The 24007-nt window shown below is 44.8% G+C and carries 27 protein-coding genes and 1 riboswitch; of the genes, 24 read left to right on the forward strand and 3 right to left on the reverse strand.

From position 1 onward, the window contains the following. A partial coding sequence (locus tag MHH63_RS26135; protein WP_341172340.1) for an adenosylcobinamide-GDP ribazoletransferase occupies positions 1–117 on the forward strand: 117 nt, incomplete at its 5' end. A gap of 199 nt (positions 118–316) precedes the next feature. Beyond that, a complete protein-coding gene (locus MHH63_RS26140) occupies positions 317–643 on the forward strand; it encodes a YnfA family protein (protein ID WP_076128128.1) in 327 nt (108 codons plus the stop codon). Between the two features lie 1168 nt (positions 644–1811). Here the strand turns inward: MHH63_RS26140 and MHH63_RS26145 are convergent. Further along, positions 1812–3500: a methyl-accepting chemotaxis protein gene (locus tag MHH63_RS26145; RefSeq protein WP_076128127.1), complete on the reverse strand. Its 1689-nt coding sequence runs from the start codon at positions 3498–3500 to the stop codon at positions 1812–1814. Between the two features lie 365 nt (positions 3501–3865). Next, positions 3866–3911: riboswitch (PreQ1 riboswitch) on the forward strand. A 10-nt stretch (positions 3912–3921) separates the two neighbouring features. On the opposite strand from MHH63_RS26145, the gene MHH63_RS26150 reads away from it, so the two are divergent. The 10 genes from MHH63_RS26150 (at position 3922) to MHH63_RS26195 (ending at position 12491) form a co-directional block, all read left to right on the forward strand. Then, entirely contained in the window at positions 3922–4635 is a 714-nt protein-coding gene (locus MHH63_RS26150) for a queuosine precursor transporter (protein ID WP_076128125.1), read from the forward strand. 277 nt (positions 4636–4912) lie between these two features. Beyond that, positions 4913–6394 (forward strand): AMP-binding protein, encoded by a 1482-nt coding sequence (locus tag MHH63_RS26155; RefSeq protein WP_076142161.1) that lies wholly within the window; start codon positions 4913–4915, stop codon positions 6392–6394. Beyond that, positions 6391–7542 carry a thiolase family protein gene (locus tag MHH63_RS26160; protein WP_076142162.1) on the forward strand — a complete coding sequence of 384 codons (1152 nt, stop codon included), beginning with the start codon at positions 6391–6393 and terminating at the stop codon, positions 7540–7542. Before MHH63_RS26155 ends, MHH63_RS26160 begins: the two co-directional genes overlap by 4 nt. Continuing rightward, positions 7539–7940, forward strand: coding sequence for an FAS1-like dehydratase domain-containing protein (locus MHH63_RS26165; RefSeq protein ID WP_076128119.1), 402 nt, complete (start codon positions 7539–7541; stop codon positions 7938–7940). The genes MHH63_RS26160 and MHH63_RS26165 overlap by 4 nt, the downstream gene beginning before the upstream one ends. Further along, on the forward strand, positions 7915–8256 hold the full coding sequence (locus MHH63_RS26170; RefSeq protein ID WP_076142163.1) for a MaoC family dehydratase: 342 nt from the start codon (positions 7915–7917) through the stop codon (positions 8254–8256). The genes MHH63_RS26165 and MHH63_RS26170 overlap by 26 nt, the downstream gene beginning before the upstream one ends. 2 nt (positions 8257–8258) lie before the next feature. After that, entirely contained in the window at positions 8259–9080 is an 822-nt protein-coding gene (locus tag MHH63_RS26175; protein ID WP_076142164.1) for an SDR family NAD(P)-dependent oxidoreductase, read from the forward strand. Then, positions 9081–9881 carry an energy-coupling factor transporter ATPase gene (locus MHH63_RS26180; protein WP_076142165.1) on the forward strand — a complete coding sequence of 267 codons (801 nt, stop codon included), beginning with the start codon at positions 9081–9083 and terminating at the stop codon, positions 9879–9881. It abuts the gene before it with no gap. Beyond that, on the forward strand, positions 9866–10723 hold the full coding sequence (locus tag MHH63_RS26185) for an ATP-binding cassette domain-containing protein (RefSeq protein ID WP_076142166.1): 858 nt from the start codon (positions 9866–9868) through the stop codon (positions 10721–10723). Before MHH63_RS26180 ends, MHH63_RS26185 begins: the two co-directional genes overlap by 16 nt. Further along, on the forward strand, positions 10716–11519 hold the full coding sequence (locus tag MHH63_RS26190) for an energy-coupling factor transporter transmembrane component T family protein (RefSeq protein ID WP_076142167.1): 804 nt from the start codon (positions 10716–10718) through the stop codon (positions 11517–11519). Before MHH63_RS26185 ends, MHH63_RS26190 begins: the two co-directional genes overlap by 8 nt. A gap of 6 nt (positions 11520–11525) precedes the next feature. After that, positions 11526–12491, forward strand: a complete 966-nt coding sequence (locus tag MHH63_RS26195) for an NAD(P)H-dependent flavin oxidoreductase (protein WP_076142180.1) — start codon at positions 11526–11528, stop codon at positions 12489–12491. Positions 12492–12575: 84 nt separating this feature from the next. On the opposite strand, the gene MHH63_RS26200 is transcribed toward MHH63_RS26195, so the two are convergent. After that, entirely contained in the window at positions 12576–13670 is a 1095-nt protein-coding gene (locus tag MHH63_RS26200; RefSeq protein ID WP_076128106.1) for a M24 family metallopeptidase, read from the reverse strand. Positions 13671–13895: 225 nt separating this feature from the next. On the opposite strand from MHH63_RS26200, the gene MHH63_RS26205 reads away from it, so the two are divergent. Together MHH63_RS26205 and MHH63_RS26210 are read left to right on the forward strand one after the other, a co-directional pair. Beyond that, a complete protein-coding gene (locus MHH63_RS26205; RefSeq protein ID WP_076185723.1) occupies positions 13896–14738 on the forward strand; it encodes an SDR family oxidoreductase in 843 nt (280 codons plus the stop codon). A 25-nt stretch (positions 14739–14763) separates the two neighbouring features. Continuing rightward, on the forward strand, positions 14764–15267 hold the full coding sequence (locus tag MHH63_RS26210; RefSeq protein WP_076142169.1) for a GNAT family N-acetyltransferase: 504 nt from the start codon (positions 14764–14766) through the stop codon (positions 15265–15267). A 17-nt stretch (positions 15268–15284) separates the two neighbouring features. Here the strand turns inward: MHH63_RS26210 and MHH63_RS26215 are convergent, their stop codons facing one another. Continuing rightward, positions 15285–15629, reverse strand: a complete 345-nt coding sequence (locus MHH63_RS26215; RefSeq protein ID WP_076128100.1) for a winged helix-turn-helix transcriptional regulator — start codon at positions 15627–15629, stop codon at positions 15285–15287. A gap of 91 nt (positions 15630–15720) precedes the next feature. Here MHH63_RS26215 and MHH63_RS26220 point away from each other — a divergent pair, with 91 nt between their 5' ends. The 10 genes from MHH63_RS26220 to MHH63_RS26265 all read left to right on the forward strand — a co-directional run bounded on the left by MHH63_RS26220 (position 15721) and on the right by MHH63_RS26265 (position 23864). After that, positions 15721–15981, forward strand: a complete 261-nt coding sequence (locus MHH63_RS26220) for a YqkE family protein (protein ID WP_036681837.1) — start codon at positions 15721–15723, stop codon at positions 15979–15981. Positions 15982–16209: 228 nt separating this feature from the next. Beyond that, entirely contained in the window at positions 16210–17157 is a 948-nt protein-coding gene (locus tag MHH63_RS26225; RefSeq protein WP_036681839.1) for an ABC transporter permease, read from the forward strand. Between the two features lie 2 nt (positions 17158–17159). Then, on the forward strand, positions 17160–18104 hold the full coding sequence (locus MHH63_RS26230; protein ID WP_036681842.1) for an iron chelate uptake ABC transporter family permease subunit: 945 nt from the start codon (positions 17160–17162) through the stop codon (positions 18102–18104). Further along, the gene (locus tag MHH63_RS26235; RefSeq protein WP_036681845.1) at positions 18098–18853 is read left to right on the forward strand and encodes an iron ABC transporter ATP-binding protein; all 756 of its coding nucleotides are present in this window, start codon (positions 18098–18100) and stop codon (positions 18851–18853) included. Before MHH63_RS26230 ends, MHH63_RS26235 begins: the two co-directional genes overlap by 7 nt. 122 nt (positions 18854–18975) lie before the next feature. Next, positions 18976–19980, forward strand: coding sequence for a siderophore ABC transporter substrate-binding protein (locus tag MHH63_RS26240; RefSeq protein ID WP_269473479.1), 1005 nt, complete (start codon positions 18976–18978; stop codon positions 19978–19980). A 166-nt stretch (positions 19981–20146) separates the two neighbouring features. Continuing rightward, complete coding sequence (locus MHH63_RS26245) at positions 20147–20650, forward strand: sigma-70 family RNA polymerase sigma factor (RefSeq protein ID WP_036681849.1); 504 nt, start codon at positions 20147–20149, stop codon at positions 20648–20650. Next, positions 20643–21836, forward strand: a complete 1194-nt coding sequence (locus MHH63_RS26250; protein ID WP_339281780.1) for an anti-sigma factor — start codon at positions 20643–20645, stop codon at positions 21834–21836. Before MHH63_RS26245 ends, MHH63_RS26250 begins: the two co-directional genes overlap by 8 nt. 201 nt (positions 21837–22037) lie before the next feature. Further along, a complete protein-coding gene (locus tag MHH63_RS26255) occupies positions 22038–22544 on the forward strand; it encodes a metallophosphoesterase family protein (protein ID WP_339281781.1) in 507 nt (168 codons plus the stop codon). A 102-nt stretch (positions 22545–22646) separates the two neighbouring features. Then, on the forward strand, positions 22647–23108 hold the full coding sequence (locus MHH63_RS26260; RefSeq protein ID WP_339281782.1) for a GNAT family N-acetyltransferase: 462 nt from the start codon (positions 22647–22649) through the stop codon (positions 23106–23108). A gap of 33 nt (positions 23109–23141) precedes the next feature. Continuing rightward, positions 23142–23864, forward strand: a complete 723-nt coding sequence (locus tag MHH63_RS26265) for an HAD family hydrolase (RefSeq protein ID WP_076147446.1) — start codon at positions 23142–23144, stop codon at positions 23862–23864. The last annotated feature ends 143 nt before the right edge of the window (positions 23865–24007 follow it).

A 24007-nucleotide genomic window follows, 5' to 3' on the forward strand; every position in this document is an offset into this window, starting at 1 on the left:
CGGCGGATCAGCAGCCGGCTCGGCGGGCTCACCGGCGACGTGTACGGCGCGCTGAACGAGCTGCTGGAGGTTGTGCTGCTGCTAGTGTTATTGCTGCTCCAGCACAATTTAATGTGAGCTCCACGGGGGAATCTTGAGTAATTTGGTGTAGGTGGTACTACGGATGAACCTTGAGTAATTTGCTGTAGGTAGCTCCCTGGGTGGATCTTGAGTAATTAAGTAATTTGCTGTAGGTAGCTCCATGGGGGAACCTTGAGTACAATTTGTTGTGAGCAACCTTTGCGTTTTTATGAGATAGATAGGGAAGAGGGATGACATGTTATTTGCCATTCTGCTGTTTATAATTGCTGGGCTTGCTGAGATCGGTGGCGGATATTTAGTATGGTTATGGTTGAGAGAATCACGGCCACTTTGGTACGGTTTAGTGGGGTCCTTGATTCTGATAGCGTATGGGATTATCCCTACGTTGCAGAAATTCCCTTCCTTCGGAAGAGTGTATGCGGCTTACGGCGGGGTGTTTATCGTACTTGCGGTCTTATGGGGATGGCTTGTAGACAAGAAGACACCAGACGTATACGACTGGGTCGGAGCTGTTATTTGTGTGATCGGTGTATCGGTCATCCTCTGGGCACCGCGGCACTAGGTTGAGTGAGGTTTGCTTAGCCATAAAAGCGGAATGAAAGCTGAGTAACCTAGTTTTTACTAAGTGAGTAACTTGGCTCCGGACTCAGGAGACCTTATTTGTGATAAAAGGGTTAATTTGGAGCGTTTTCGGACACCAGAGACGCTATTTGAACAAAATAGGCTGAGTCTGGGTTGATTATGAGGCAATAGCGTCTCTCGAGTCCGAAAAAGTCTCCGAATGGCAGTTTTTCGAGTAATAGCGGCATCTGAGTCCGCAAGCCAGCAGCAAATGGCGTGCTGAGTCTAAGTGAGAGCTTCGCGCAAGCTAGCGCATGTAGCCGAGTCTATTGCTGTAGGTAGCATCGACGGAGGAACTTTGAGTAATTTGCAGTAAGTAGCATCGACGGATGAACTTTGAGTAATTTGCAGGAGGTAGCATCCACGGATGAACTTTGAGTAATTTGCTGTAGGTAGCATCGACGGAGGAACTTTGAGTAATTTGCAGTAGGTAGCATCCACGGAGGAACTTTGAGTAATTTGCAGTAGGTAGCATCCACGGAGGAACTTTGAGTAATTTGCAGTAGGTAGCGCCACGGAGGAACTTTGAGTAATTTGCTGTAGGTAGCATCGACGGATGAACTTTGAGTAATTTGCTGTAGGTAGCATCGACGGATGAACTTTGAGTAATTTGCAGTAGGTAGCATCCACGGAGGAACTTTGAGTAATTTGCTGTTGGTAGTGCCACGGAGGAACTTTGAGTAATTTGCTGTTGGTAGCGCCACGGATGAACTTTGAGTAATTTGCTGTAGGTAACTTGGCTCCGGACTCAGGAGACCTTATTTGTGATAAAAGGGTTAATTTGGAGCGTTTTCGGACACCAGAGGCGCTATTTGAGCGAAATAGGCTGAGTCTGGGTTGATTATGAGGCAATAGCGTCTCTCGAGTCCGAAAAAGTCTCCAAATGGCAGCTTTTCGAGTAATAGCGGCATCTGAGTCCGCAAGCCAGCAGCAAATGGCGTGCCGAGTCTAAACGAGAGTATCGCGCAAGCCAGCAGCACATGACGCACCGATTCTAAGCGAGAGCTTCGCGCAAGCCTAGCGTATGCCCCCAAGTCTAAGCGAGCCATCGCAAACTAAAAACCCCCGTTCAACACTTTCGTGTGAACGGGGGTTTTAATTTACAAGCGTTAAATCTTAAATTGCTGCACAGCTTCTTGGAGTTTCTTGGCTTGCTCATACAGATGTTTAACAGTTTCTGCATGACCTTCCAGTTCGACGCGCTGCCGCTCTGAGTTAGCAGCGAGTGTGTCCGCACTTTCTTGCGATCTTGATGTAATTTGTGCAGTTTCTTCGACGGAAGCACTGACTTCTTCTGTACTTGCTGAGATTTGCTGTGTAGCCGCAGATACGGATTGGATGCTGTGATTGATGCTTTGGATAAGAATCAGGAGGTGATTAAAGGCATCACCTGCTTCTGCTACTTTGCCGACTCCAGAGGCAACCTCAGAATTCACGTGGTTCATCTCGGTAACGGAGCGACTCATATCTTCTTGAAGCCCAAGTAGGAAGTCACGGATCTGTTCGTTTGCGTTACGGGATTGTTCAGACAGCTTGCGTACTTCTCCCGCAACAACAGCAAAGCCGCGTCCATGCTCTCCTGCGCGTGCAGCTTCAATTGAAGCATTTAGCGACAGCATTTGGATCTGTTTCGTAATTTCAGTAATACTGTGAACGACTTCTCCGATCATTACTGAACGCTCATTCATGATTTGTAACTGATCCAGCGACTGTAGGGAAGCACGTTCAACCTGGCGCATTTGCAGCACAGCGCTTTGAGCAATTTCATTACCGCCACTTGCTTCAGTGGAAGCCTCACTGATTTGCTCCGTGACTTCATTCGCTGCTGAGGCAATACTTTGAATGCCTAAATTGATTTCTTCCATTGCTCTCGAGTTATCTGATGCACTGCTAGCGATAGTCGTACTACCTTTGCCGATTTCTACTACCGATGAGCTGGAGTGTTCCGCCATATCATTGAGAACCTCAACACGTTCTTTTAAAGAGTTGGAATCCGCAACGACAGTATTAGAGGTTACCAGTACATGTCCAATCATTTCTTTCAGGCGTTGGGTCATCGCTTGGAAGCTTACGGACAACTGTGCAACTTCGTCATTTCCTTTAACTGATAATTCTTCGGTGAAATCTCCCTCTGCGAGCCGGGCACTATAAGCTGCCAGTTTTGAGATTGGACGTGTTATACGCACACTCATGAACCATGCACCAGTTAGGCCGATGATCAACGTCAGAAGTGTGATTCCGGCACTTGTCCATAGAATACTGTCTGTTTTTTCTTGAATGAAGCTTACGTCACTGCTTACACCGATAACCATCGTACTTCCGGGAATACCGATATAAGCTGTTTTATGTATACCATGTGCGTCGCTATATGTATCGCTTAGTCCAGTTTTTCCTTTAGAGGCTTGTTGCATTGCAGAGGATACGGTGACACTTTCTGCCCGTTGCAATTTTGCATCGTGATCTGCGGATAGAATCTCAGCTTCTTTTCCCTTCAGATTGACCAGAAAAATGGTTTCCACTCCATGTTGTTTCCTCTTTTCCTGAAAATAGAACTCGAGATTGGTGGCAGACTGATCGTTCTTATTTAGGGTTTGCTGGGCGTGCATTACGTTGAGATTCTTATATACGTCCTGAGCAGCGGCAGTAAGGATTTTGTTAATCTGCGGCATAACATAGCTGTTGAAGATACTGATAGAGATAAAATAGAAGCTGGTGCTTAACAAAAGAGACGTGAGCAACAGAACAACAAATAATAAACGCGTAAATTTGCGACTGATCGAATGCTTGATACGAAACATATCGTTCTCTCCTTTTTTTATGGACGGTGAGGTCATTTCTTTTTGGTCTTCACTAGATACTCCATGCCAACTGCTGGAAATTGGCGACCCGAGATATATTCCATAGTTATGTCATATTTCTACTAAATGGATCGGGAATAAGGTGTTTGATACTATTCTATAGAATTAACCTCTGGATGAATAGTGAAAGTTTTGTCCTATAGAGCATTTTTTTCTGAAAAAAATGAATTATTGCTGACTATTTTAGATAATTGGCGAAAAAAAAGAAATGGAACTACCAATTTCATATAAGAATATTATTTTTATGGATTGTTAAGCGCTATTGTGATAGAGTATTAATGTTTTGTTCCGAAAATTTAATATTGTAAGCCGCGGTTCGTAACCATCCCGCGTAAACAAAACTAGGAGGAATTTCAGTAATATGTTTAATTTGCTGTGGGGAGTTTTATTTGTTATTGTCAATTTTGCTTTTTTTCTACTCTGTTACCGCTTGTTCGGGAAAAGTGGAATGTATGCCTGGGTAGGTATTGCTACTGTAATTGCTAACATTCAGGTAGCTAAGACGATTGCTATGCCATTTGATATTGTGATGACACTCGGAAATACGATGTATGTCACTTTATATATGACCAGCGATTTACTTAATGAGAAGTACGGAAGAGCGGAAGCACGTAAAGCGGTCTGGTTTGGTTTCTTCACCTTGCTTATGACTACTGTCATTATGCAGATGGTATTAGTATTTAAGCCGCAGGAGACCGATATCGCTCAGTCTTCTTTGGAGACGATTTTTGGGCTGATGCCTCGACTAGCTTTGGGTAGTCTTACTGCTTACTTCATTAGTCAGTTCCTAGATGTTCGGTTGTACTCTTGGATTCGTAAATATTACAGCACCTCAAGTCAGCTGTGGATTCGTTCCAACGGTAGTACGATGATTAGCTCCTTTGTGGATACACTTATTTTCTGTACCATTGCGTTTGCGGGCTTGTATGACTGGAATGTATGGCTTGAAATTTTGCTTACGACTTATCTAGCGAAGTTCTTACTAACCGCAGTAAGCACACCTATCTTATATATCGCCCGAACCTTTACTTTTGCTGAAGAGGGTTCACCATCATCCGTTCAAAAGAAGGACTAAACAACAATACAGCCAGCGCGTACCGATCATAATCGATGCGTGCTGGCTGTTTTTTCGTTGTAAGATGGACTTAATCGTTACATGAAAGATGTGTACATAAAAATAATATAAAGCTAAAATAAGCTATCGTAGCAATTCTAGCGGGTTAGTTTAACAGGAGCGCCTGCGATGGCGCTTATCACATATCCTTTAGTTTGGGCTGGACTTGCGGGGCAGTCCGATTGAAGAGAATGTATATAATCGGTAGTCACAGAAATTACGAACAGGTGTGATCAGGATGAATCTAGTAGTTCCTATACTGCGTCATGCAGCACAGCAGCCCGACAGCATTGCCTTAACCCATGACCAAGCAAGTCATACCTATGCCACATTAGTAAAAACGATGCGGAGAATCGCGAATGGCTTACAGCAAAAGGGTCTGAGGCATGACAAAATCGCGATTTTATCTACGAATCGTATTGAATTTGTTGAGGTTTTTTTGGGGGCGATTTATGCGGGCTGTGTTCCCATTCCCTTAGATCCCAAATGGAGTGCTAATGAACTGCAGGTTATTATAGAGCAGTGCCAGCCGACAATGATTTTTGCCGAGCCGGAAGCCGCAAAGAATCTGGTTTTCAAGGATCAAGTAATCCAAACATTGACCTTCTCAAATGAACGAACAGGTTCCTATGATCAGTGGTTGGCTGCCCTGAAGCCGGAGGCTGAGTTGGATGAGACGAATGAATTATTATTTATTGGCTTTACGTCAGGCACAACCGGATTGCCCAAAGGTTATATGCGTACCCATTTATCATGGTTAAAAAGCTTTGAGGTTTCGAATATTGCTTTTGAATTGGACGCTATGAAGGATGTTTTGGCACCAGGTCCATTTGTGCATTCCCTATCCTTATTCGCCGTAATGCAGAGTCTATATGGTGGAGCAACCTTTCATATCACACAAAAATTTAGTGCCACGCAGGTGTTAGAGTTGTGTCAGCAAATTCCGGGCGTGGTGCTGTTCGTCGTACCAACAATGATCGAATCCATGATGCAGCAGGCTGTACCTGGGCAGATACAGATTGATGCGATGATTAGCTCAGGTGCAAAGTGGTCGGAGTTGTCCAAGAAAAGGGGCATGGAAGTGTTTGGTGGAGCGCGGCTTTATGAATCCTACGGTTCTTCAGAAGCGAGCTATATTAGTTATTTGAATGTTCTGACCGAGCATAATCCGACCTCTGTAGGCAAACCTTATCCCGGGGTGCAAATTTCCATTCGTGATGACCAGTTCCGGGAAGTCCCTCCTGGGGAGATTGGGCAGCTATATGTGCGTAGTGATATGATATTTTTAGGCTACCATCAATTGCCGAATGAGACAGCAGCAGCTTTTAGAGAGGGATGGCTTGTTTTAGAAGACTATGTTTATCAGGATGAAGCTGGTTATTTATATATGGCGGGACGTTTGAAGAATAAAATCATATCCGGAGGGCTGAACGTTTATCCGGAAGAAATAGAGAGGGTGCTGGAGTTTCTTCCGGAAATAGATGAAGTGATGGTGCTTGGCGTGCCTGACGATTACTGGGGAGAACAGCTGATAGCCCTCGTGAAGTGGAGCGGAGAACAGCATTTATCTGTCGAAGAAATTAAGAATTATTGCCGCCAGTATTTAGCGAGCTACAAAGCGCCGAAGCAGCTGCTAACCGTGGATGAATTTATCTATACAAGTAGCGGGAAAATTGCCCGGCAAGCGATGAAAGACTATGTGAAAAGAGCGATGATATGATAGAAGCAGTAATTGTCATGGCAAAACGTACACCGGTTGGCAGAATGGGTGGCTTATTAAGTACACTTGAGCCGGAGGCATTACTGGCGCCGCTTATTCAGCATATTGTAGCCGAAACGAACTTGCCTAAAGAACTGATTGATGATGTCATTATTGGGAATGTTGTGGGCCCAGGAGGTAATATTGCCCGGGTAGCTGCGCTTGAAGCGGGGCTGCCTGTTTCGGTTCCGGGTGTCACCGTGGATCGTCAGTGCGGATCTGGGCTAGAGGCAATTAATATAGCAGCAAGACTGATTCAAAGCGGCGCTGGTGAGATTTATTTAGCAGGTGGTGTCGAAAGTACGAGCCGTGCTCCATGGAAAATGGCTAAACCACAGACGTTAATGGGGGTTCCACAGCTGTATACCCGTGCACATTTTACGCCTAGCTCTTACGGCGATCCGGATATGGGAATTGCTGCAGAGAATGTAGCTAGGAAATACGGGATTTCTCGAGAAGAGCAGGATCAATATGCCTTAAAAAGCCATCAAAAGGCGGTTCATGCTCAGCAAAGTGACCGGTTTCAGCAGGAGATAGTACCTCTTCAGGTAGAGGGGCAGTGGGTGAGCACCGACGAATGTCCTCGGGCAAATACGAGTCTGGACAAGCTGCAAAAGCTGCCGCCAATTTTTGAAGAAAAGGGTACCGTCACTGCTGGAAATGCCTGTCCTATTAATGATGGCGCAGCGCTTCTATTAATGATGTCTCGTGAGAAGTGCCAGCAGCTTAAGCTTACCCCTATTTTGCGGGTCGTGGATGCGCAAGCTGCGGGTGTAGATCCGAACTATTTGGGTATGGGGCCTGTACCAGCTGTGCAAAAGGTGTTAAAACGCCAAAAGCTTACCGTTGCCGATTTAGATATCGTAGAGTTTAACGAAGCTTTTGCTTCACAAGTATTGGCATCACTGAACGAGCTTCAAATTCCACAGGAAAAGGTCAATCTTGGCGGGGGGGCATTAGCAATAGGCCATCCATACGGAGCTTCCGGGGCTATGTTAATGACTCGCTTATGTGCTGAAATGCAACATGCCCCTTACCAACGAGGGCTTGCTACTCTGGGAATCGGCGGTGGGATAGGTCTGGCAACACTCGTGGAGGTTATAGAATGAACAGTGTCCGACATCAGATCCATATGACTGCTGAATGGATTTCGGACTATGCACAGAGTATTGAAGCACCCGTGCAGACGATAAATGGAAAGCTGATCGCTCCTGCGACGATGCCTATTATTTTCTGGCAAGACTTCGATATTCCTTGGTTAATCATCGGTGAACCCTTGCTTCACGGCACTCAGAAATTTTCATATCAGGCTCCGATTACGGCGGGGATGATTTTGGATTGTGAATTAGCGTTAACGGGCGAGGTGCAAAAAGAAGGCAGACAGGGTAAACTGACTTTTTACACACATACGCTGGTTTGTAGGTGTGAGGGTAAGCTAATAGTCACCGCAGAAACGGTGTTAATTCGGGTAGGTGATGATCATGATAAAAAAGTGCATAACAGCTGAGGCTATCCGGCAATATGCAACTGCTTCCCAAGATTTGGCGCCTATACATCTAGATGCAGAGGCCGCAGCCAAGGCTGGTTTGGAGCGACCCATCGCACATGGGATGTATCTTATGGGATTAGCCCAATCTTTGTATATTGCTGAGCACCCTACACAGTGGATCACTCAATATGATATGAAATTTCATAAGCCAATAGAGGTCGATAGTGTCGTGATTTTTGATTTTGCAGCGGACGATTGCTTTGTGAAAGTGATCCTTACAACAGAAGCTGGCGATGTTATTGCTGCGGGAGCTTTTGCAGTGAAAGAGGTGTAGTGATGACTAGAGTAGCCTTAATTACTGGAGCAACAAGAGGGATCGGACGTAGTATCGCCATGCAACTTGGCAAGTCAGGTTATATAGTGGTTGTAAATGGTACGAAACAAGTCTTAATTGATGAGGTTGTTCGCGAGATCCGCCAGGCAGGCGGAGAGGCACTAGGGTACGCTGCTAATGTAGCCGATTCCGCCGCAGTCACTGCCATGGTAGGTGAGGTCATTGCCCGATACGGTCGTATCGAGGTGTTGATAGCTAACGCGGGAATTGTGCAGGATCAGAAATGTCAACGTATGACGGATGAACAGTGGAAGAATGTTCTGGATGTGCATTTAAATGGCACTTATTATTGCATTCAACGAGTATTACCACATATGCGTGAAACAGGTGGGGATATCCTGTTGATGACCTCTGCTGCTGGACTAGCAGGTTCCGTGGGTCAGGTGAATTACAGTGCAGCCAAGGCTGGAATACTGGGCATGATGTGGACGCTCGCAGCAGAGCTGAAACGTGACCAGATTAGGGTCAATGCGATTTCTCCAGCGGCATTAACGGATATGACCAGACCTATAATTGACCATTTGAAGGAAAAATATTTCAGTCGTAATGAACCTTTGCCTGACTTTTGGAGAATAGGTGACCCGGAGGCTATTGCTTCCTTCGTGACTGCATTATTGAATGAGTCCGACGCGGATTTAACCGGTGAAATCTTTGCTGTGAATGGATCAAAAGTGACAAAATGGGAGAAGCCTGCACCTGCATTTTCCGAGAATAGCATTGAGGCATTTTTTGCTGCTTGGCACCGTCAAAAGGGGACTGAATAAATGCTTACCTTCGATCAAGTTTGTTTTTATTATAAAAAGGGACAACCTCTCCTGGAGGATATTAGCTTTACGATAGACGCAGGGGAGTTTGTGGCGATAGTCGGGGCGAATGGTTCTGGCAAATCCACTATTGCAAAGCTCATGGACGGACTGCTGCTGCCGCGAAAAGGGACTGTACAATTTAAGAGCTTGGACACAGCAAAACCAACAGATCTTGCGGAGATTCATCAGCAAATCGGTTTTGTTTTTCAGAATCCAGAGGATCAATTTATCACCACAACCGTTATGGATGAGGTGCTTTTTGGTTTGGAGAATATCCGTGTGCCGAGGGAGGAAATGCGCAGCCGATTGGATCATGCCTTACAGGCCGTTCATATGGAGGATTATCTGGAGGCTATGCCACATCAGCTATCTGGAGGTCAAAAGCAACGTGTCGCTATCGCAGCTATATTGGCGATGCGCCCGCAAGTCATTATTTTTGACGAGGCTACCTCAATGCTTGATCCCCAGGGAAGACAGCAGGTTCTTTCTATCATGCAAGAGCTGCATCGTCAAGGCCTGACCCTAATTCATATCACCCACCATATGGAGGAAGTGCTTGCAGCAGAACGCGTATTGCTCCTGCACCAAGGACGACTTGAGTTTGACGGCGATCCACTGACTTTTTTTGAATCCATGCCTGTTGCGGACTATCAATTACAACTGCCCTTCGCAGTGCGTGTACATACATTGCTCCATTCAGCAGCACCGCTAACAGCCGATTGGAAGGGGATAATTCGATCACAATGGTCTACCAATTAAAAAATCTAAGTGTGAACTATGCCGATCATGTGGCTTTGCGCAATATAAACTGCACTATTCCTGAAGGCAAATGGATTTCGATTATCGGTCCAACAGGCGCAGGAAAGTCTACCTTTGTCAAAGTGCTGAAGGGCTTGATTCCCACCGTAAAAGGAGACTATTGGATTAACCAGCAGCCTGCCAGCAGAGATGCTAAAGGACGCTTAAAGGTTGTCCCCGAGTTGGGTTTCGTTTTTCAATATCCGGAGCATCAGCTATTCGAAACAACGGTGCATAAGGAGCTTGCTTTTGCTCTGAATCAGCAGGGTGCTTCACGTCAGCAAATTACAGAGGCGATTGAAATGATCTTGCCGCAAGTGGGTTTGCCAGAGGGGATTCTCCCCTTAAATCCATTCCAGCTAAGTGGTGGTGAAAAGCGCCGTGTAGCTATTGCCTCTGTACTGATGACAAATCCGAAGCTGCTGATATTGGATGAACCGACAGCGGGTCTCGATCCAGCTAGCCAAGTGTCTTTGCTGAGGCTACTAAAGGAATGGCAGCAACAAGACAATCGCACCATCCTCTTCGTTTCGCATCAGATGGGTGATGTTGCCGAATTCTCAGATGAGGTCATGGTTTTTCATGAAGGTCAGTTAAAAGGGCATCATGATACCAGAACATTGTTTCTGGAAAAGGAAGAATTACTGCTGGAACTTGGACTATCCTTGCCTGAACCCGTACAGCTCTTGAAGCTAGTGGAGGAATTATCTGGTCAGAAGATTGAAGTTGCCAGCTGTAAAGAGCAGGATATCTTCGAAGCGATTTTGCCGATTTGGCATTCGAGGGGGCAAGGGCATGGCTGATTCCGTATTAGTCGGTCAATATGTGGAGACACATTCGATTTTTCATCGTTTAGATCCTCGTACAAAGCTTGTAAGTATCGTGATGCTCATGCTTAGCTTTATGATGCTTGGTACGGGGCTTAGTTATGTTGTTGCAACCTTTTTTGTATTGGGAATGTTATTACTGTCTAAAGTTCCTGTGCATTTTTTTTGGCGAGGGCTACGGCCGGTATTATTTATTTTATTATTTACTTTTGTTTACAATGCCGTGTTCACCAAGGGGACGATTCTCTGGTCATGGTTTTTTATCGAGGTGACTGAAGAGGGATTGCGGATAGGATTACGTTTTGTATGGCGGATTATATTGCTCATCTTGTTGGCCTCAATTCTGACATTAACTACTAAACCGCTAGACTTAGCTTATGGTCTGGAGAAGCTGCTTGCCCCTCTGTCCAAATTGGGGGTACCCGTAGAGCAGTTCTCTTTAATGATAGTGATTGCGATCCGTTTTATTCCTACCATCAAGGAGGAGCTTGATCGTATCCTTCTCGCACAAAAGGCTAGAGGTTATGATCTCACAGTATTATCACTGCCTAAACGGATATATGCGTACATTCCGATCATTATTCCTCTGCTCTTCACAACGATTCAACGTGCTGAACAGCTGAGCTATGCAATTGATGCGCGTGCTTATGGGAATGGTAAAGGAAGGACTTCTTTTAAAAGACTGCAATTTCAGCAAATAGATTATCTGGTAGGGGGAGCTGCCCTTTTAATTGCCGTGATTCTGCTTTGCTTAAAGATAGGAAAGGTGTAGATGAAGATGAAATGGAACACCCGTATTACGGAGTTATTGCACATAGAATATCCTATTATTCAAGGAGGACTTGCTTATTTAGGTTATGCAGACCTTGCGGCTGCGGTTTCAAATATCGGTGGACTGGGTCAGGTCACAGCAATGAGTCTTCCGGATGCGGAGGCCTTACGTGCAGAAATACGTCGGGTACGAACACTAACGGACAAACCATTTGGTGTTAATTTTGCTATCGGCATGCATGGGATTGGTTATGAAGATCGGGTGCAGGTCGCCATCGAAGAGCAGGTTCCCGTGGTGAGCCTCACTGGAGGGAATCCAGCCCCTATACTGGAAATGTTACAGCCCACCGATATTAAAACACTCGTGCTCGTCTCCTCACGCAGACAAGCCCAAAAGGCTGAACAATTAGGGGCTTCTGCGGTTATTGTTGTTGGGCATGAGGGAGGGGGCCACTTAGGGCGTGACGATGTTGGAACCATGGTGCTCGTTCCCCAAGTGGTTGATGCGGTTAATATTCCTGTGATTGCTTCCGGAGGGATCGGAGATGGCCGTGGATGGATGGCTGCTCATGCACTTGGGGCTGAAGGAATCGAAATGGGCACTCGTTTCGTTGCTACAGTGGAATGTGTTCATGCGGCCGCTTCTTATAAAAAAGCTTTAGTAGAAAGCTCAGAGTCGGATACGGTTGTAATCAAACGTTCTATTGGAGCACCCGCACGAGTGTTACGTAGTGACTACATTGATCAAATTCTTGAAATCGAGCGCGTGACACCGACCTATGAAGCATTAAAAGAGTATATCAGTGGTGCAGCCAACAAGCGCTGGATCTATGATGATATCAAAGAAGAGGGCATCGGCTGGGCAGGTCAAGTGACAGGAATGATCCAAGATATTCCTACAGTCGCGGAGCTGATCGGCAGGATGGTGAAAGAGGCTAAGTTGGTTCGCGGGATGTGGGGAACACAGGTTTGAATTTAAAAAAACACAGAGCGGCGATTCTCTCTTTATTGGAGGAATCGCTGCTCTGTGTTTTTGGCTATGGCTTGTAATTCTTTTCTACAAATGAAGAATAGTCAGTTCCTTAGGGAAGCTTGTTAAGGTCTCTGCACCTTCAGCTGTAATAATCAGATCATCTTCGATACGTACACCCGCTAGTCCAGGCACATAAATTCCTGGCTCAACGGTGAACACATTGCCGATCTCGATAATGTCGTCGTTCTGTCCGTGAAGTGATGGATATTCATGAACATCCATGCCCAGTCCGTGTCCGACACGGTGTAAGAAATATTCTCCGAATCCAGCTTCTTCAATTACATCACGTGCAGCTTTGTCGACTGAGCCGAAAGGTGCTCCAGGATTGGAGGCAGCGATCCCAGCTTCGTTGGCAGCCAGCACAGTGTTATAGATAGTGACTAGCTTGTCGTCTACGGATTCAATAGCAAAGGTACGTGTAATATCAGAAGCATAACCATCGGCATACACCCCGATATCAAACATCAGGAAGTCGCCGGGTTGAATGACCCGGTTGCCCGGAACACCGTGAGGCAGGGCAGTTTTCGGACCAGAAAGCACCATAGTGTCGAAGGAAGGGCCGGAAGCGCCAACCTTTTTCATTAGATATTCTAGCTCCGCTACTAGATCGTTTTCTGTAACGCCTGTTTTTACGTGGGTAAGAACGCGGCGCAAGGCTTCCTCAACTAGCTCAGCGGCATGTTTCATGCGCTTAACTTCATCCGGGGTCTTTTTAGAGCGCATGCTGCGCAGCAATGGACCAATATCACTAAACCGTTCAGCTGGAACAGCAGCGGTTAGGTGCTCAAAACGGGCTACTGAGAAATGTTCCTTTTCTATGCCAAGAGTACCTAGCTTACTGCTGCCGAAACAATCTTTTAGCAGGTTATAGGGATTATCAGTGTCAGTGTGAGTTAGAATTTTAGTGACCGAAGAAGCCGCTTGAGCCGCTTCTGCATCCAATGCAGGCAGAATGAGCATAGGCTCTTCTCCGCGTATCAGCAGCAGACCCAGAAAACGTTCATGCGGATCGCTGGCGAAGCCGGTTAAGTAGTAGACATGCTTGGGATCTGTTACGAGCAGGGCATCCAGACCTTCGCCCGCCATTTGCTGCTCTAGGCTTGTCAGAGCATTATTCATAGTTGGTGTTCCCCTTTCAACTTCACGATTAGAACTGCAATATTCCTATTATAGATCAAAAATAGACCAGACGCACCTGACGAACTATAACTATCGTTGGCTAATCATGACATGAAGCTTTTCTTAACCCTACTAGTTGGTGTAACATATCTTTAAATATACTTCTCCTAAGGTTAGGCTGAAGCTTATTCGGGTACGGTTGTTGAGAGAGGAGTGATTCTTGCAATGAGAGGAACAATCGCACTTGTTACCGGAGCGAATTCCGGTATGGGGCTGGCCACAACAGTTGAACTGGCTCGCAAGGGAGCTAAAGTTATTATGGTTTGCCGTAATCGCCAGCGGGGAGAAGAAGCACTTGCTGCCGCCAAACAAAAGAGCCACTCCGAGGATATCGAGCTCATGTTGTGTGATCTGGCTTCACTTGAGAGCATTCGCAGCTTTGCTGAGGAATTCACTATGAAATATCCGATGCTAGACATACTTATCAATAACGCCGGGGTAGTCACGATTAAGCGTCAGCTTACGAAGGACGGCTTTGAGATGGATCTTGGCGTAAATCATTTGGGGCATTTTCTACTTACCAATTTGTTACTTAAGTCGTTGCAGGCAGCAGAGCAAGGCCGTATCATTGTGGTTGCCTCCGGTGCTTACAAGATAGGTGCGCTCCATTATGAAGATCCAACCCTCGCTCGCCGTTTTAATCCTGCAAAAGCCTATGCCCGATCCAAGCTAGCCAATATTCTGTTCACGCGGGAGCTGGCTTCGCGTCTTCACGGAACAAGGGTGACGGTGAATTGCCTGCATCCAGGAGCAGTGGGGACGAATATAGGTGTAAACCGGGAGACTGGTTTCGGCAAGTCGGTACTTAAGTTACTCTCATACTTTTTCTTAACACCTGAACAAGGTGCCGATACAGCGATTTATTTGGCTACAGATCCCGATCTTGGAGAGGTAACCGGTCAATATTATTATCGAAGAAAGATTAAACAACTGTCTCCCAGAGCGCAGAATACAATAGAAGCCGAACGGCTGTGGCAATGGAGCCAGGAGCAGGTCGGCCTGAGTTAATTAACACATTTGGAGGAATTAAGGGATGAATTGGGAGAACAGCAGAATTGAAGATGCAACATCTGCAGACTTAGCAGCTATTGTAGATATTTATAACTCAACGATTGCTGGGAGGGTGGTAACTGCAGATCTGGAACCCGTTACTGTTGCAGACCGGGAGAAATGGTTTCTTGAGCATAATAGCCATCACCGTCCCTTATGGGTACTGAAGCAAGGAGATGAAATTGCTGCATGGTTCAGTTTTCAATCCTTCTATGGTCGTCCAGCGTATAATGCAACAGCAGAAATCAGTGTATACGTGAATGAAAAGTTCCGTGGTGGTGGTGCGGGCAGAATTCTTCTGACAGAGGCCATTGAGAAAGCCCCTAGTCTCGGAATTAAGAATCTAGTCGGCTTTGTATTTGGACATAATGATCCAAGCCTTGGTTTGTTGAAAAAGTTTGGTTTTGAAGAGTGGGGAATGCTGCCTGGTGTGGCTGAACTTGACGGTATAGAGCGTGATTTAGTCATTGTCGGCCTTAAAATCTAACGCCTCATATAAAACGCTTACATTTTGAGAGTTGAATTTAGATTATCGGTGTCACAATCGACCCATTCTTTGGACCAACTCTGTAAGTCTCGGATGACTGATTCCAGGGCAAGACCTTTATCCGTCAAAGAATATTGGATCCGCACGGGGGTCTCTGGGAACACTTCTCGAAGAACGATCCCTTCCTGTTCCAGCTCTTTGAGCCGTTCGGAGAGCAGTCTTCCACTGATGGGCAATGCCGCTTCAATTACATTGAAACGTTGGGGTCCTTGAAGGAGCTGGTAGATAATTAAACCAGTCCAACGCCTGCCGATAATATCCATACTTTTTTGTAGCCGGGGACATAAATCATTGGACTTCATAGGGCTCACCTCTTAGTAAACATTATAAACGAAAAGACCAATAACTTAAACAAATTCCAATTTAATTCAGTACTAGAAAGGATGATGGACAGTGGCTAAAAAAAAGAAAATGCCTACCACACCAAGAGCCGCTACGAATGATGGCCCTGCTACGTTAAAAGATCTGCTAAGCAGTGATGTTCTAGGAAAGCTGAAGGCGCAATCTGATGCGTTGAAAGCGGAGGAAAATGACCGTAAAGAAGCTGCCCGTAAGGCAGTGGAAGATCAGCGCAAGGCTGAGCAGAAGCGGTTGGATAATGATTTTGCACATCTGCTGGAGAACAGTAATCAGGATTGGAAGAAATATAAATAAATCCTATAGCTTAGCGCTAAAAATATGGCAAAGATTAAAGAGGCACCCGTTAGGGTGTCTTTTTTTAGGTAACTTAAGCAGATAAGCCTAAGTCTTAATTATTTTAAATTTAAGTATATGAAAGGGTTGACCCTCAAAGTGGGCTTAGGTATAATTTAAAACATTGCGAATGAAAATCATTATCATAAAATCGCATGTGTAAACTATTAAACAGATAAGGAACAACTCATGAAACTAAAATATTTGTCCCTACTTCTAATAGTATTTTCATTTATATCTTTGTTTATAGGCGTTAAAGATATATCCCCATTAGATCTCTTTCATCTTACGGAATCTCAAGCACAGACCTTGCTGGTAAGCCGGATTCCCCGGTTAGCCGCATTGATTATCGCTGGAGTCAGCATGAGTATTGCCGGATTAATTATGCAACAGCTGTCACGCAATAAATTCGTCTCCCCGACTACGGCAGGGACGATGGATTCCGCGAAATTTGGTATTCTCGTATCCCTCATGTTATTCACAGGCGCAACGCCAATGCAGAAATTGCTTGTTGCTTTTGTTTTTGCACTATTGGGCACCTTTATTTTTATGAGAATCCTGGATCGGATCAAGTTCAAGGATAGTATTTTTATCCCGCTGGTCGGACTCATGTTCGGAAACATTGTAGGTTCGATTACAACATTTTTTGCGTATAAAAATGATTTGATTCAGAATATCTCGTCTTGGATGCTTGGAGATTTCTCAACGATTATCAAAGGCCAATACGAATTAATTTATATCAGCATTCCACTTGTCATTCTGGCGTATCTCTTCGCTAATAAATTTACGGTAGCTGGTATGGGCGAGGATTTCTCCGTCAATCTTGGCATGAATTACAAAGCGGTTGTCAACGTGGGATTGGTAATTGTAGCGTTAATCTCTTCTGTTGTCATTTTAACCGTAGGTACGATTCCATTTCTGGGTCTGGTAGTACCTAACATTGTAACGTTGTACATAGGAGATAACCTCAAAAAAAGTCTGGCGCATACAGCCATTCTCGGAGCGGTGTTCCTCCTGTTCTGCGATATTCTGGGCAGGCTCATTATCTATCCATATGAAATATCAATCAGTCTCACGGTAGGCGTCATCGGTAGTGGTCTGTTTATCTACTTGCTGATGAGAAGAAAGGCGAACTAGAGATGAAGACAAAACTAACTATATTATCTATAAGTGCTGTCGCCCTCATCGTCTTGTTTATGACGTATCATGCTTTGGGAAATTGGGACTACGTTCTGCCCAGCCGGGGAAGAAAGCTGGCGGCCATTCTGATTACCGGAGCTGTGATAGCTGTCTCTACCGTAGTTTTTCAGAGCATCACGAACAATCGTATTTTGACACCAAGTATTCTCGGGCTCGATTCCCTGTACATGTTAATCCAGACGTTCGGTGTTTATGCCTTAGGTTCATCGAATATGACCTTTATGAATAAAAACATCAACTTCTTGTTCTCTGCGTGCCTCATGGTCCTGTTTTCAGGCGTATTGTATAAGCTAATGTTCCGTAGGGAAGGACAAAATATTTATTTCCTGCTGCTGGTAGGGCTGATCATGGGGACGATGTTCCAGAGCGCGTCTTCTTTTATGGAAGTGCTTATTGATCCGAACGAATTCCTGATTCTACAGGGGAAAATGTTCGCCAGCTTCAACAATGTCAGCAGTGACCTATTGATTCTTTCCACCATTGTCCTGACGCTAACTACGTTGTACTTCCTGCGATTTGTTAAGTATTTGGATGTTATTTCGCTTGGAAAAGATGAAGCCATTAATCTGGGCATCAATTATGACTATGTGGTCAAAAGGCTGCTAGTTATTGTATCTATCTACGTTTCGATCTCGACGGCTTTAGTGGGGCCAATCACTTTCTTAGGTTTGTTGGTAGCTAATGTGGGACACCAGTTGTTCCGTACCTATAAGCATGCTTATCTGATTCCTGGAACGATTCTGCTGAGCATTGTTGCGCTTGTCGGCGGGCAGTTCCTGGTCGAACGTGTTTTTGGATTCAATACTACGGTTAGTGTGATTATCAATTTTGCAGGCGGCGTCTACTTCGTCTATCTGCTGTTAAAGGAGAATAAGTCGTGGTAGAAGTTAAAAATTTAACCAAACGTTATGGCGGAGTAACCGTCGTTGATGATGTGTCCTTGTCCATTAAAAAGGGTGCAATCACCTCGTTTATCGGACCAAATGGTGCGGGTAAAAGTACACTGCTCTCCATGATCAGCAGACTTATCTCCAAAGACGCGGGAGAGGTGCTGATCGAAGGTAAGGAAATCGGTACCTGCAAAAGTAATGAGCTTGCTCGTAAAATATCGGTGTTAAAGCAGTCCAATCATATTAGCGTACGCCTCACTGTGAAGGAGCTCGTTTCTTTTGGGAGATTCCCGTATTCACAGGGGAAGCTGAGTCCGGAGGATCGGGCGTTCGTTGACGAAGCGATTGCTTACATGGATCTCCAGGAAATGCAGGATAAATATATTGATCAGCTCAGTGGAGGGCAACGCCAGCGGGCATATATTGCCATGGTCATGGCTCAGGATACAGAGTACATTCTGCTCGACGAACCGCTCAACAACCTCGATATGAAGCATTCCGTCCAAATTATGAAGGTGCTTCGCCGCTTGGTAGACGAGAAGGGGAAGACGATTGTGCTCGTTATCCACGATATTAACTTTGCTTCTTGTTACTCTGACTACATTGTTGCGCTTAAAAATGGAAGAGTAGCTTCCTCGGGTACAGCGGATGAAATTATAGATTCTGCAGTTCTTAAAGAGGTATATGACATGGACATTCCTATTGAAACTATAGGAGGCCGAAAAATCGGTGTCTATTTCTAAAAAGGTAACTATTACAATGCGGATATTATTATGACGTAACGTAAGAAGTGAAAGGCGCCAGCTTCTTAACGCATACGCGAATAATTCAAATAGCTTCACTATAAAAATTAGGGGTGAATACGTTGAAGAAGAACTTATCTTTACTGATTATGACAGTATTTCTTGCGGTAATCTTGGCGGCTTGTGGCTCCAATAATGCAGCAACTTCAAATAACAACACAGCAGCGGCAGGCAATTCGGAGGCTACTACTGCACCAACAACGGAAGCAACTACAGCACCGACAGAGCTTACTTTCAAGCATGCGCTTGGCGAAACAACTATCAAAAGCAATCCGCAAAAAGTGGTTGTTTTTGACTTCGGTACACTGGATACGCTGGATAAACTGGGTGTAGAGGTGACTGGAGTGCCTCAAAGTAATGTACCGGCTTATCTCTCTAAATATAACGATGCTAAATATGAGAATGTTGGGGGTTTGAAAGAGCCTGACTTCGAAAAAATAAACAGTCTTTCTCCGGACCTGATCATCATTTCCGGCAGACAACAGGATTCTTATGAAGAATTCAGCAAAATTGCACCTACTCTGTATGTGGCTGTAGATAATGCAAACTACATGGAATCTTTTACGAATAACGTGAAAATGCTGGGTCAAATTTTTGGAAAAGAAGCAGAAGTAGAAACTGAGCTTGCGACTATCAATGATTCCATCAAAGCTTTGAATACGAAGGCAACAGCTGATGGCAAAAAAGCACTTGTTATTCTTGCGAATGAAGGCAAAATCAGTGCTTACGGTGCAGGTTCCCGTTTTGGGATTATCCATGATGTGTTCGGATTTGCACAGGCTGATGATAAAATTGAAGTATCCACTCACGGACAAAGCGTATCCTACGAATATGTAGCGGATAAGAACCCGGATTATCTGTTTGTAGTGGACAGAGATGCGGCTGTGAAGAGTGATGGCGGCGAATCCGGCTCAGCTAAAAAAGCAGTTGAAAACGATCTAGTGAAGAACACAAATGCCTTTAAAAACGGTAAAATCATTTACTTGGATCCTAACTACTGGTATTTGTCCGGTGGCGGTTTAATATCCGTTAGCGAAATGCTCAAAGAAGTTGAAGTTGTTCTGTAAGCAGAGTAACTTGGTGAATTAAAAAGCCTGTTGGCAGGAGTAATACTCCTTGCCAGCAGGCTTTTTTCGCTTTTTTCCATGGAATTACTGGTATATTCATACTAGTTGCTAAATTTATCTGTAACTTTTCAGGCTGGGATACGTGGTTAGGTTAAGGGGGGAGTGCATGAAGCGAAAGTCATTGGATGAAATATATCAGATGTATGTGATGGATATTTACCGCTATTTGCGCTCCCTTTGTGGTGATCATTATGCGGCTGAAGATTTGATGCAAGAAACCTTTTATCGCGCTTATCTACATTTGGAGGATTGTAAAGAAGAGAAGATTAAGCCATGGTTGTTCCGTGTCGCTTATAACGCCTTCGTAGATTACAAGCGAAAGGAAGGCCGCAGTACAGTTCAGAGTGAGGATTATTTCAAAAAGCTTGCTCATCCAGATACCACAGAAAGCACACTGCTTCATCAGGAACGTTGGGAAGAGATGAGGATAGCGGTAGGTGAGCTACCGGACAATCAGAGAAATGCACTGCTGCTGCATGATTTTCATGGGCTGAGTTATCGGGAAGCATCGGACATTATGGATGTGGGCTTGTCCCAATATAAGATATTGATCTTTCGGGCCAGACAGAAGCTGCGTGAGGCAGAGCGGAGGAGAAATGAACATGAGTGAAGAGTTTAAGGAGAAGTTAAGAAGGTATGGCGAAGGCACTCTTGCTGATGAGGATAGGGATGAGGTTGTACGTGAGCTAGAGAAGATGGAAGCTTACCAGGCTTATCTGGATGAACTCATGGGCGAAGAAAAGCCGGCTTCAGATGAGGAGAAGAGCATGAAATCCGGAAAGGGTAAAAGAAACAGACCCGGCAAAGAAAAAAAGATCATCCGCCGTGGCAAGTGGAAAGCACGCATATCAAATACTTTAACGGTGATTTCTGCGTTTTTGATTTTTTTGATTGTCAGCAGTATCATCACAGCGGTATTTTATAGCACTGGAGGAAGAGGGGAGACTTACCGTGATGTCGTTTCTTCCGCAATTGCTGTTTCACAGCCGAACACAATCGTCCATTTGAGTAGCGATTCCGGACCGTTTTTTAGTATGAATCTGCAGGGCGGAATAATAAAACAAATTGGTGATGCGCGGATTAATGTTGGAGATTATTCGATGAAGTTTCTATTAGGCTGGCCTAGAATCTATAGTTATTCATGGACATATGAACGCAGTGGGACAGGTAATTACTTTATATATCCCACTGAGAACCAGTCTGCAGAAAATAGGATGGATGACAGCAGTGAGTGGGAAAAACTAGAAAAGCTCCCTGAAGGTACGGTAGGAGAAGCCTATTTGTCTTTTGAACAATTTTTTACGACAGATGAGCTATTGAAGAAGTTTCAGCATAAAAATCTTGAGCTTTTATGGTTCGCAGCAGATACAGGTCCAAGGACACAAGAGCCAGTAATAAATGATCCCTTAGGATTTCCAAGTACGCCCATCTGGCATGCCGATGATATGAAGGTGACACAAGAGTCAAAGAAAAAGTGGGGTTGGTTTGGAGGGGTGACTAGCCGCACGAGTGTTTCTCCATCTGTTGACTCATATGGGGATGGTGAACTTCGTAATGCGAACTTCCTTAAGACACTGCACTTAATGCAGGAGCATAAATCGATCGCCAACAAGGTAATTCCGTTTATTGATCTGGATGACTCCATTAGTTATCTGGAGAAGAACGGAGTTAGGCTGTATGGAGCTGTCGTAACCGGTCCGGTTAAAGAGTTGCTCAAGTTAAAGGAAGAAAAATGGGTCAGCAATATTCATGTAGAGGAAGTAAGATTATGGAATTGGCAGGATAGAGAAAACTGAGTCGGGAAGCTAAATACTATAGAAGGTAGTAAGCGTAAATGATTTCTTTGGATTACTTAATGGCAGCCGGATATGCCCTCTGTTAGTGGGGTGTACCCGGCTTTTCTGCGTGGGAGAAGTCACAGAACTTGCTTCTCGTTTAAGCAAATCGTACAATTATTTGAATATGAGATGAGTATGATAGATTAGGAGCTGAGTTATATGAAAGTAGGCGTGGTATCAGATACACATATGACAAGAATGGCTAAGTCTCTGCCCAAAGCACTTATTGCTGAATTCCGGAATGTAGACTTGATTCTGCATCTTGGAGATTGGGTGAGTATGGGAATCTACGATTTGTTGGCTGAATTGGCTCCAGTGGAAGGGATTGCTGGGAATAACGATGGAATAGAGATCATCGAGCGTTTCGGGGAGCGTAAGCTGCTAACGCTTGAGGGAGTCCGGATCGGAATGGTCCATGGTCATACGCCACACTCCCGCAAAGGAACGGACGGGAATGCGCTGCTTGCTTTTGCGAACGATAAGGTGGATTGTATTCTTTTTGGTCATTCGCATCAGCCTTTATTGCGGGAAGAGAATGGGATTCTGCTCTTTAATCCAGGATCGCCAACAGATAAACGACGTGAGAAACTGTATTCCTTCGGAATTTTGGATATCGAAGAGGGTAAAGTCAGTGCCCGGCATGTGTTCTACGATTCCAAAGAATAAGAATAATTGTCCAAATGATCTGGCGTTCGCTCCATGGTGCACGGAACGGCTGAAATATACAATAACGTTAAAACGGCCCAAGCCGGAAAGTGAGCGCTGAGGATGAACAACTATCGTATTGAACGTGTGATCTATGATGATTTGGAACGGTTTATCCCATTGTTTAATGAGTATCGGGTATTTTATGGGGCAGTCTCTGATCTGGATGGTGCACGTGCTTTTTTATCAGATCGATTGAAGCTGAACGAATCGGTAATCTTTATTGCGGTGGAGGGAGAAGGCGAGGAGAAAAGAGCGTGGGGCTTCACTCAGCTCTATCCCTCTTTTTCATCGGTCTCTATGGAGCGTCTCTGGATATTGAATGATCTATATGTAACTACAGAACTGCGGGGACATGGGCTCGGCTCCAAGCTGCTGGAAAGTGCCAGAGCTCATGCGCTCGCAACGAATACCAAGGGCTTGTCCCTGACAACAATGACGGCGAATGTGGGGGCACAGCGCTTATATGAAGCGCATGGCTACATTCGGGATGATGATTTTTATACCTATAACCTTTTTTTCTAAAGCTAGAGAGAAAGACGAGTAAGGGGCGTTAAAGTGGATACAAGTAATAAGTTGGCAATCTTTTTTGACCTTGATGATACCTTATATGATCATTTGGTTCCATTTAAAGAAGCGGTGCGTCAAGTACTTAAACCGGATGAGAGCAGTCTGGACTTTGCGGAATTATTTTATAAAGTAAGACATCATAGTGATGTATTATGGCCTATGTATTTACGTGGAGAAATTCCGCTGGAGGAGACAAGGGTACGCCGATTGGAGCTTGCTTTTGCAGAGTATGGTTTACAGCTTGATCGTGACCAAGCCACGGCGGTACAAGCGGCATACATTGGCCGTCAGTACACCATTCAAATGATAGATGGAGTTCGGGAGCAATTGGAAAGGTTCATTGCTGCTGGTCATAAAGTAGGCATCATTACGAATGGACCCAAAGATCATCAAATGAAAAAGATTCGCGGATTAGGTCTGGATCAGATGATCCCCGAGGAGATGATTTTTATTTCTGACGCTGTAGGTCTGGCCAAACCAGATCCGCAACTCTTTTTGCATGTAAATCAGAAGTCTGGCACTTCACCAGACCATTCGCTTTATATAGGTGATACTTGGGCTAATGATGTAGTAGGAGCGCTTGCGGCTGGCTGGAAGGTCTGCTGGTATAATCCGAGAGGCAGACAGCCGGCTACGGATCATAAGCCTAGTTATATTTTCACGAATTATAAGGAATTTAGCGAGTTGCCTTTGGTGCTGCAAAAATCTTGATCGGGAATTAATTAGGGAAAACCTCCCTGAAATTAACCGATTAAAGCGCGAAATTGAGGTTATTGGGGAATTCCTCCCTAATAAAACCTAAATAAGCAAGGTTATAGCCATATTCGGATGATTTTTAGGGAGGTTTTCCCTAA

Source organism: Paenibacillus sp. FSL H3-0310 (assembly GCF_038002785.1).
Classification (GTDB): domain Bacteria; phylum Bacillota; class Bacilli; order Paenibacillales; family Paenibacillaceae; genus Paenibacillus_AQ; species Paenibacillus_AQ odorifer.

Bases quoted from the DNA above. Each gene is read 5' to 3' on its own strand.
- MHH63_RS26140 (WP_076128128.1), top strand. From the start codon at position 317: ATGTTATTTGCCATTCTGCTGTTTATAATTGCTGGGCTTGCTGAGATC.
- MHH63_RS26145 (WP_076128127.1), bottom strand. From the start codon at position 3,500: ATGTTTCGTATCAAGCATTCGATCAGTCGCAAATTTACGCGTTTATTA.
- MHH63_RS26150 (WP_076128125.1), top strand. From the start codon at position 3,922: ATGTTTAATTTGCTGTGGGGAGTTTTATTTGTTATTGTCAATTTTGCT.
- MHH63_RS26155 (WP_076142161.1), top strand. From the start codon at position 4,913: ATGAATCTAGTAGTTCCTATACTGCGTCATGCAGCACAGCAGCCCGAC.
- MHH63_RS26160 (WP_076142162.1), top strand. From the start codon at position 6,391: ATGATAGAAGCAGTAATTGTCATGGCAAAACGTACACCGGTTGGCAGA.
- MHH63_RS26165 (WP_076128119.1), top strand. From the start codon at position 7,539: ATGAACAGTGTCCGACATCAGATCCATATGACTGCTGAATGGATTTCG.
- MHH63_RS26170 (WP_076142163.1), top strand. From the start codon at position 7,915: ATGATAAAAAAGTGCATAACAGCTGAGGCTATCCGGCAATATGCAACT.
- MHH63_RS26175 (WP_076142164.1), top strand. From the start codon at position 8,259: ATGACTAGAGTAGCCTTAATTACTGGAGCAACAAGAGGGATCGGACGT.
- MHH63_RS26180 (WP_076142165.1), top strand. From the start codon at position 9,081: ATGCTTACCTTCGATCAAGTTTGTTTTTATTATAAAAAGGGACAACCT.
- MHH63_RS26185 (WP_076142166.1), top strand. From the start codon at position 9,866: ATGGTCTACCAATTAAAAAATCTAAGTGTGAACTATGCCGATCATGTG.
- MHH63_RS26190 (WP_076142167.1), top strand. From the start codon at position 10,716: ATGGCTGATTCCGTATTAGTCGGTCAATATGTGGAGACACATTCGATT.
- MHH63_RS26195 (WP_076142180.1), top strand. From the start codon at position 11,526: ATGAAATGGAACACCCGTATTACGGAGTTATTGCACATAGAATATCCT.
- MHH63_RS26200 (WP_076128106.1), bottom strand. From the start codon at position 13,670: ATGAATAATGCTCTGACAAGCCTAGAGCAGCAAATGGCGGGCGAAGGT.
- MHH63_RS26205 (WP_076185723.1), top strand. From the start codon at position 13,896: ATGAGAGGAACAATCGCACTTGTTACCGGAGCGAATTCCGGTATGGGG.
- MHH63_RS26210 (WP_076142169.1), top strand. From the start codon at position 14,764: ATGAATTGGGAGAACAGCAGAATTGAAGATGCAACATCTGCAGACTTA.
- MHH63_RS26215 (WP_076128100.1), bottom strand. From the start codon at position 15,629: ATGAAGTCCAATGATTTATGTCCCCGGCTACAAAAAAGTATGGATATT.
- MHH63_RS26225 (WP_036681839.1), top strand. From the start codon at position 16,210: ATGAAACTAAAATATTTGTCCCTACTTCTAATAGTATTTTCATTTATA.
- MHH63_RS26230 (WP_036681842.1), top strand. From the start codon at position 17,160: ATGAAGACAAAACTAACTATATTATCTATAAGTGCTGTCGCCCTCATC.
- MHH63_RS26245 (WP_036681849.1), top strand. From the start codon at position 20,147: ATGAAGCGAAAGTCATTGGATGAAATATATCAGATGTATGTGATGGAT.
- MHH63_RS26250 (WP_339281780.1), top strand. From the start codon at position 20,643: ATGAGTGAAGAGTTTAAGGAGAAGTTAAGAAGGTATGGCGAAGGCACT.
- MHH63_RS26255 (WP_339281781.1), top strand. From the start codon at position 22,038: ATGAAAGTAGGCGTGGTATCAGATACACATATGACAAGAATGGCTAAG.
- MHH63_RS26260 (WP_339281782.1), top strand. From the start codon at position 22,647: ATGAACAACTATCGTATTGAACGTGTGATCTATGATGATTTGGAACGG.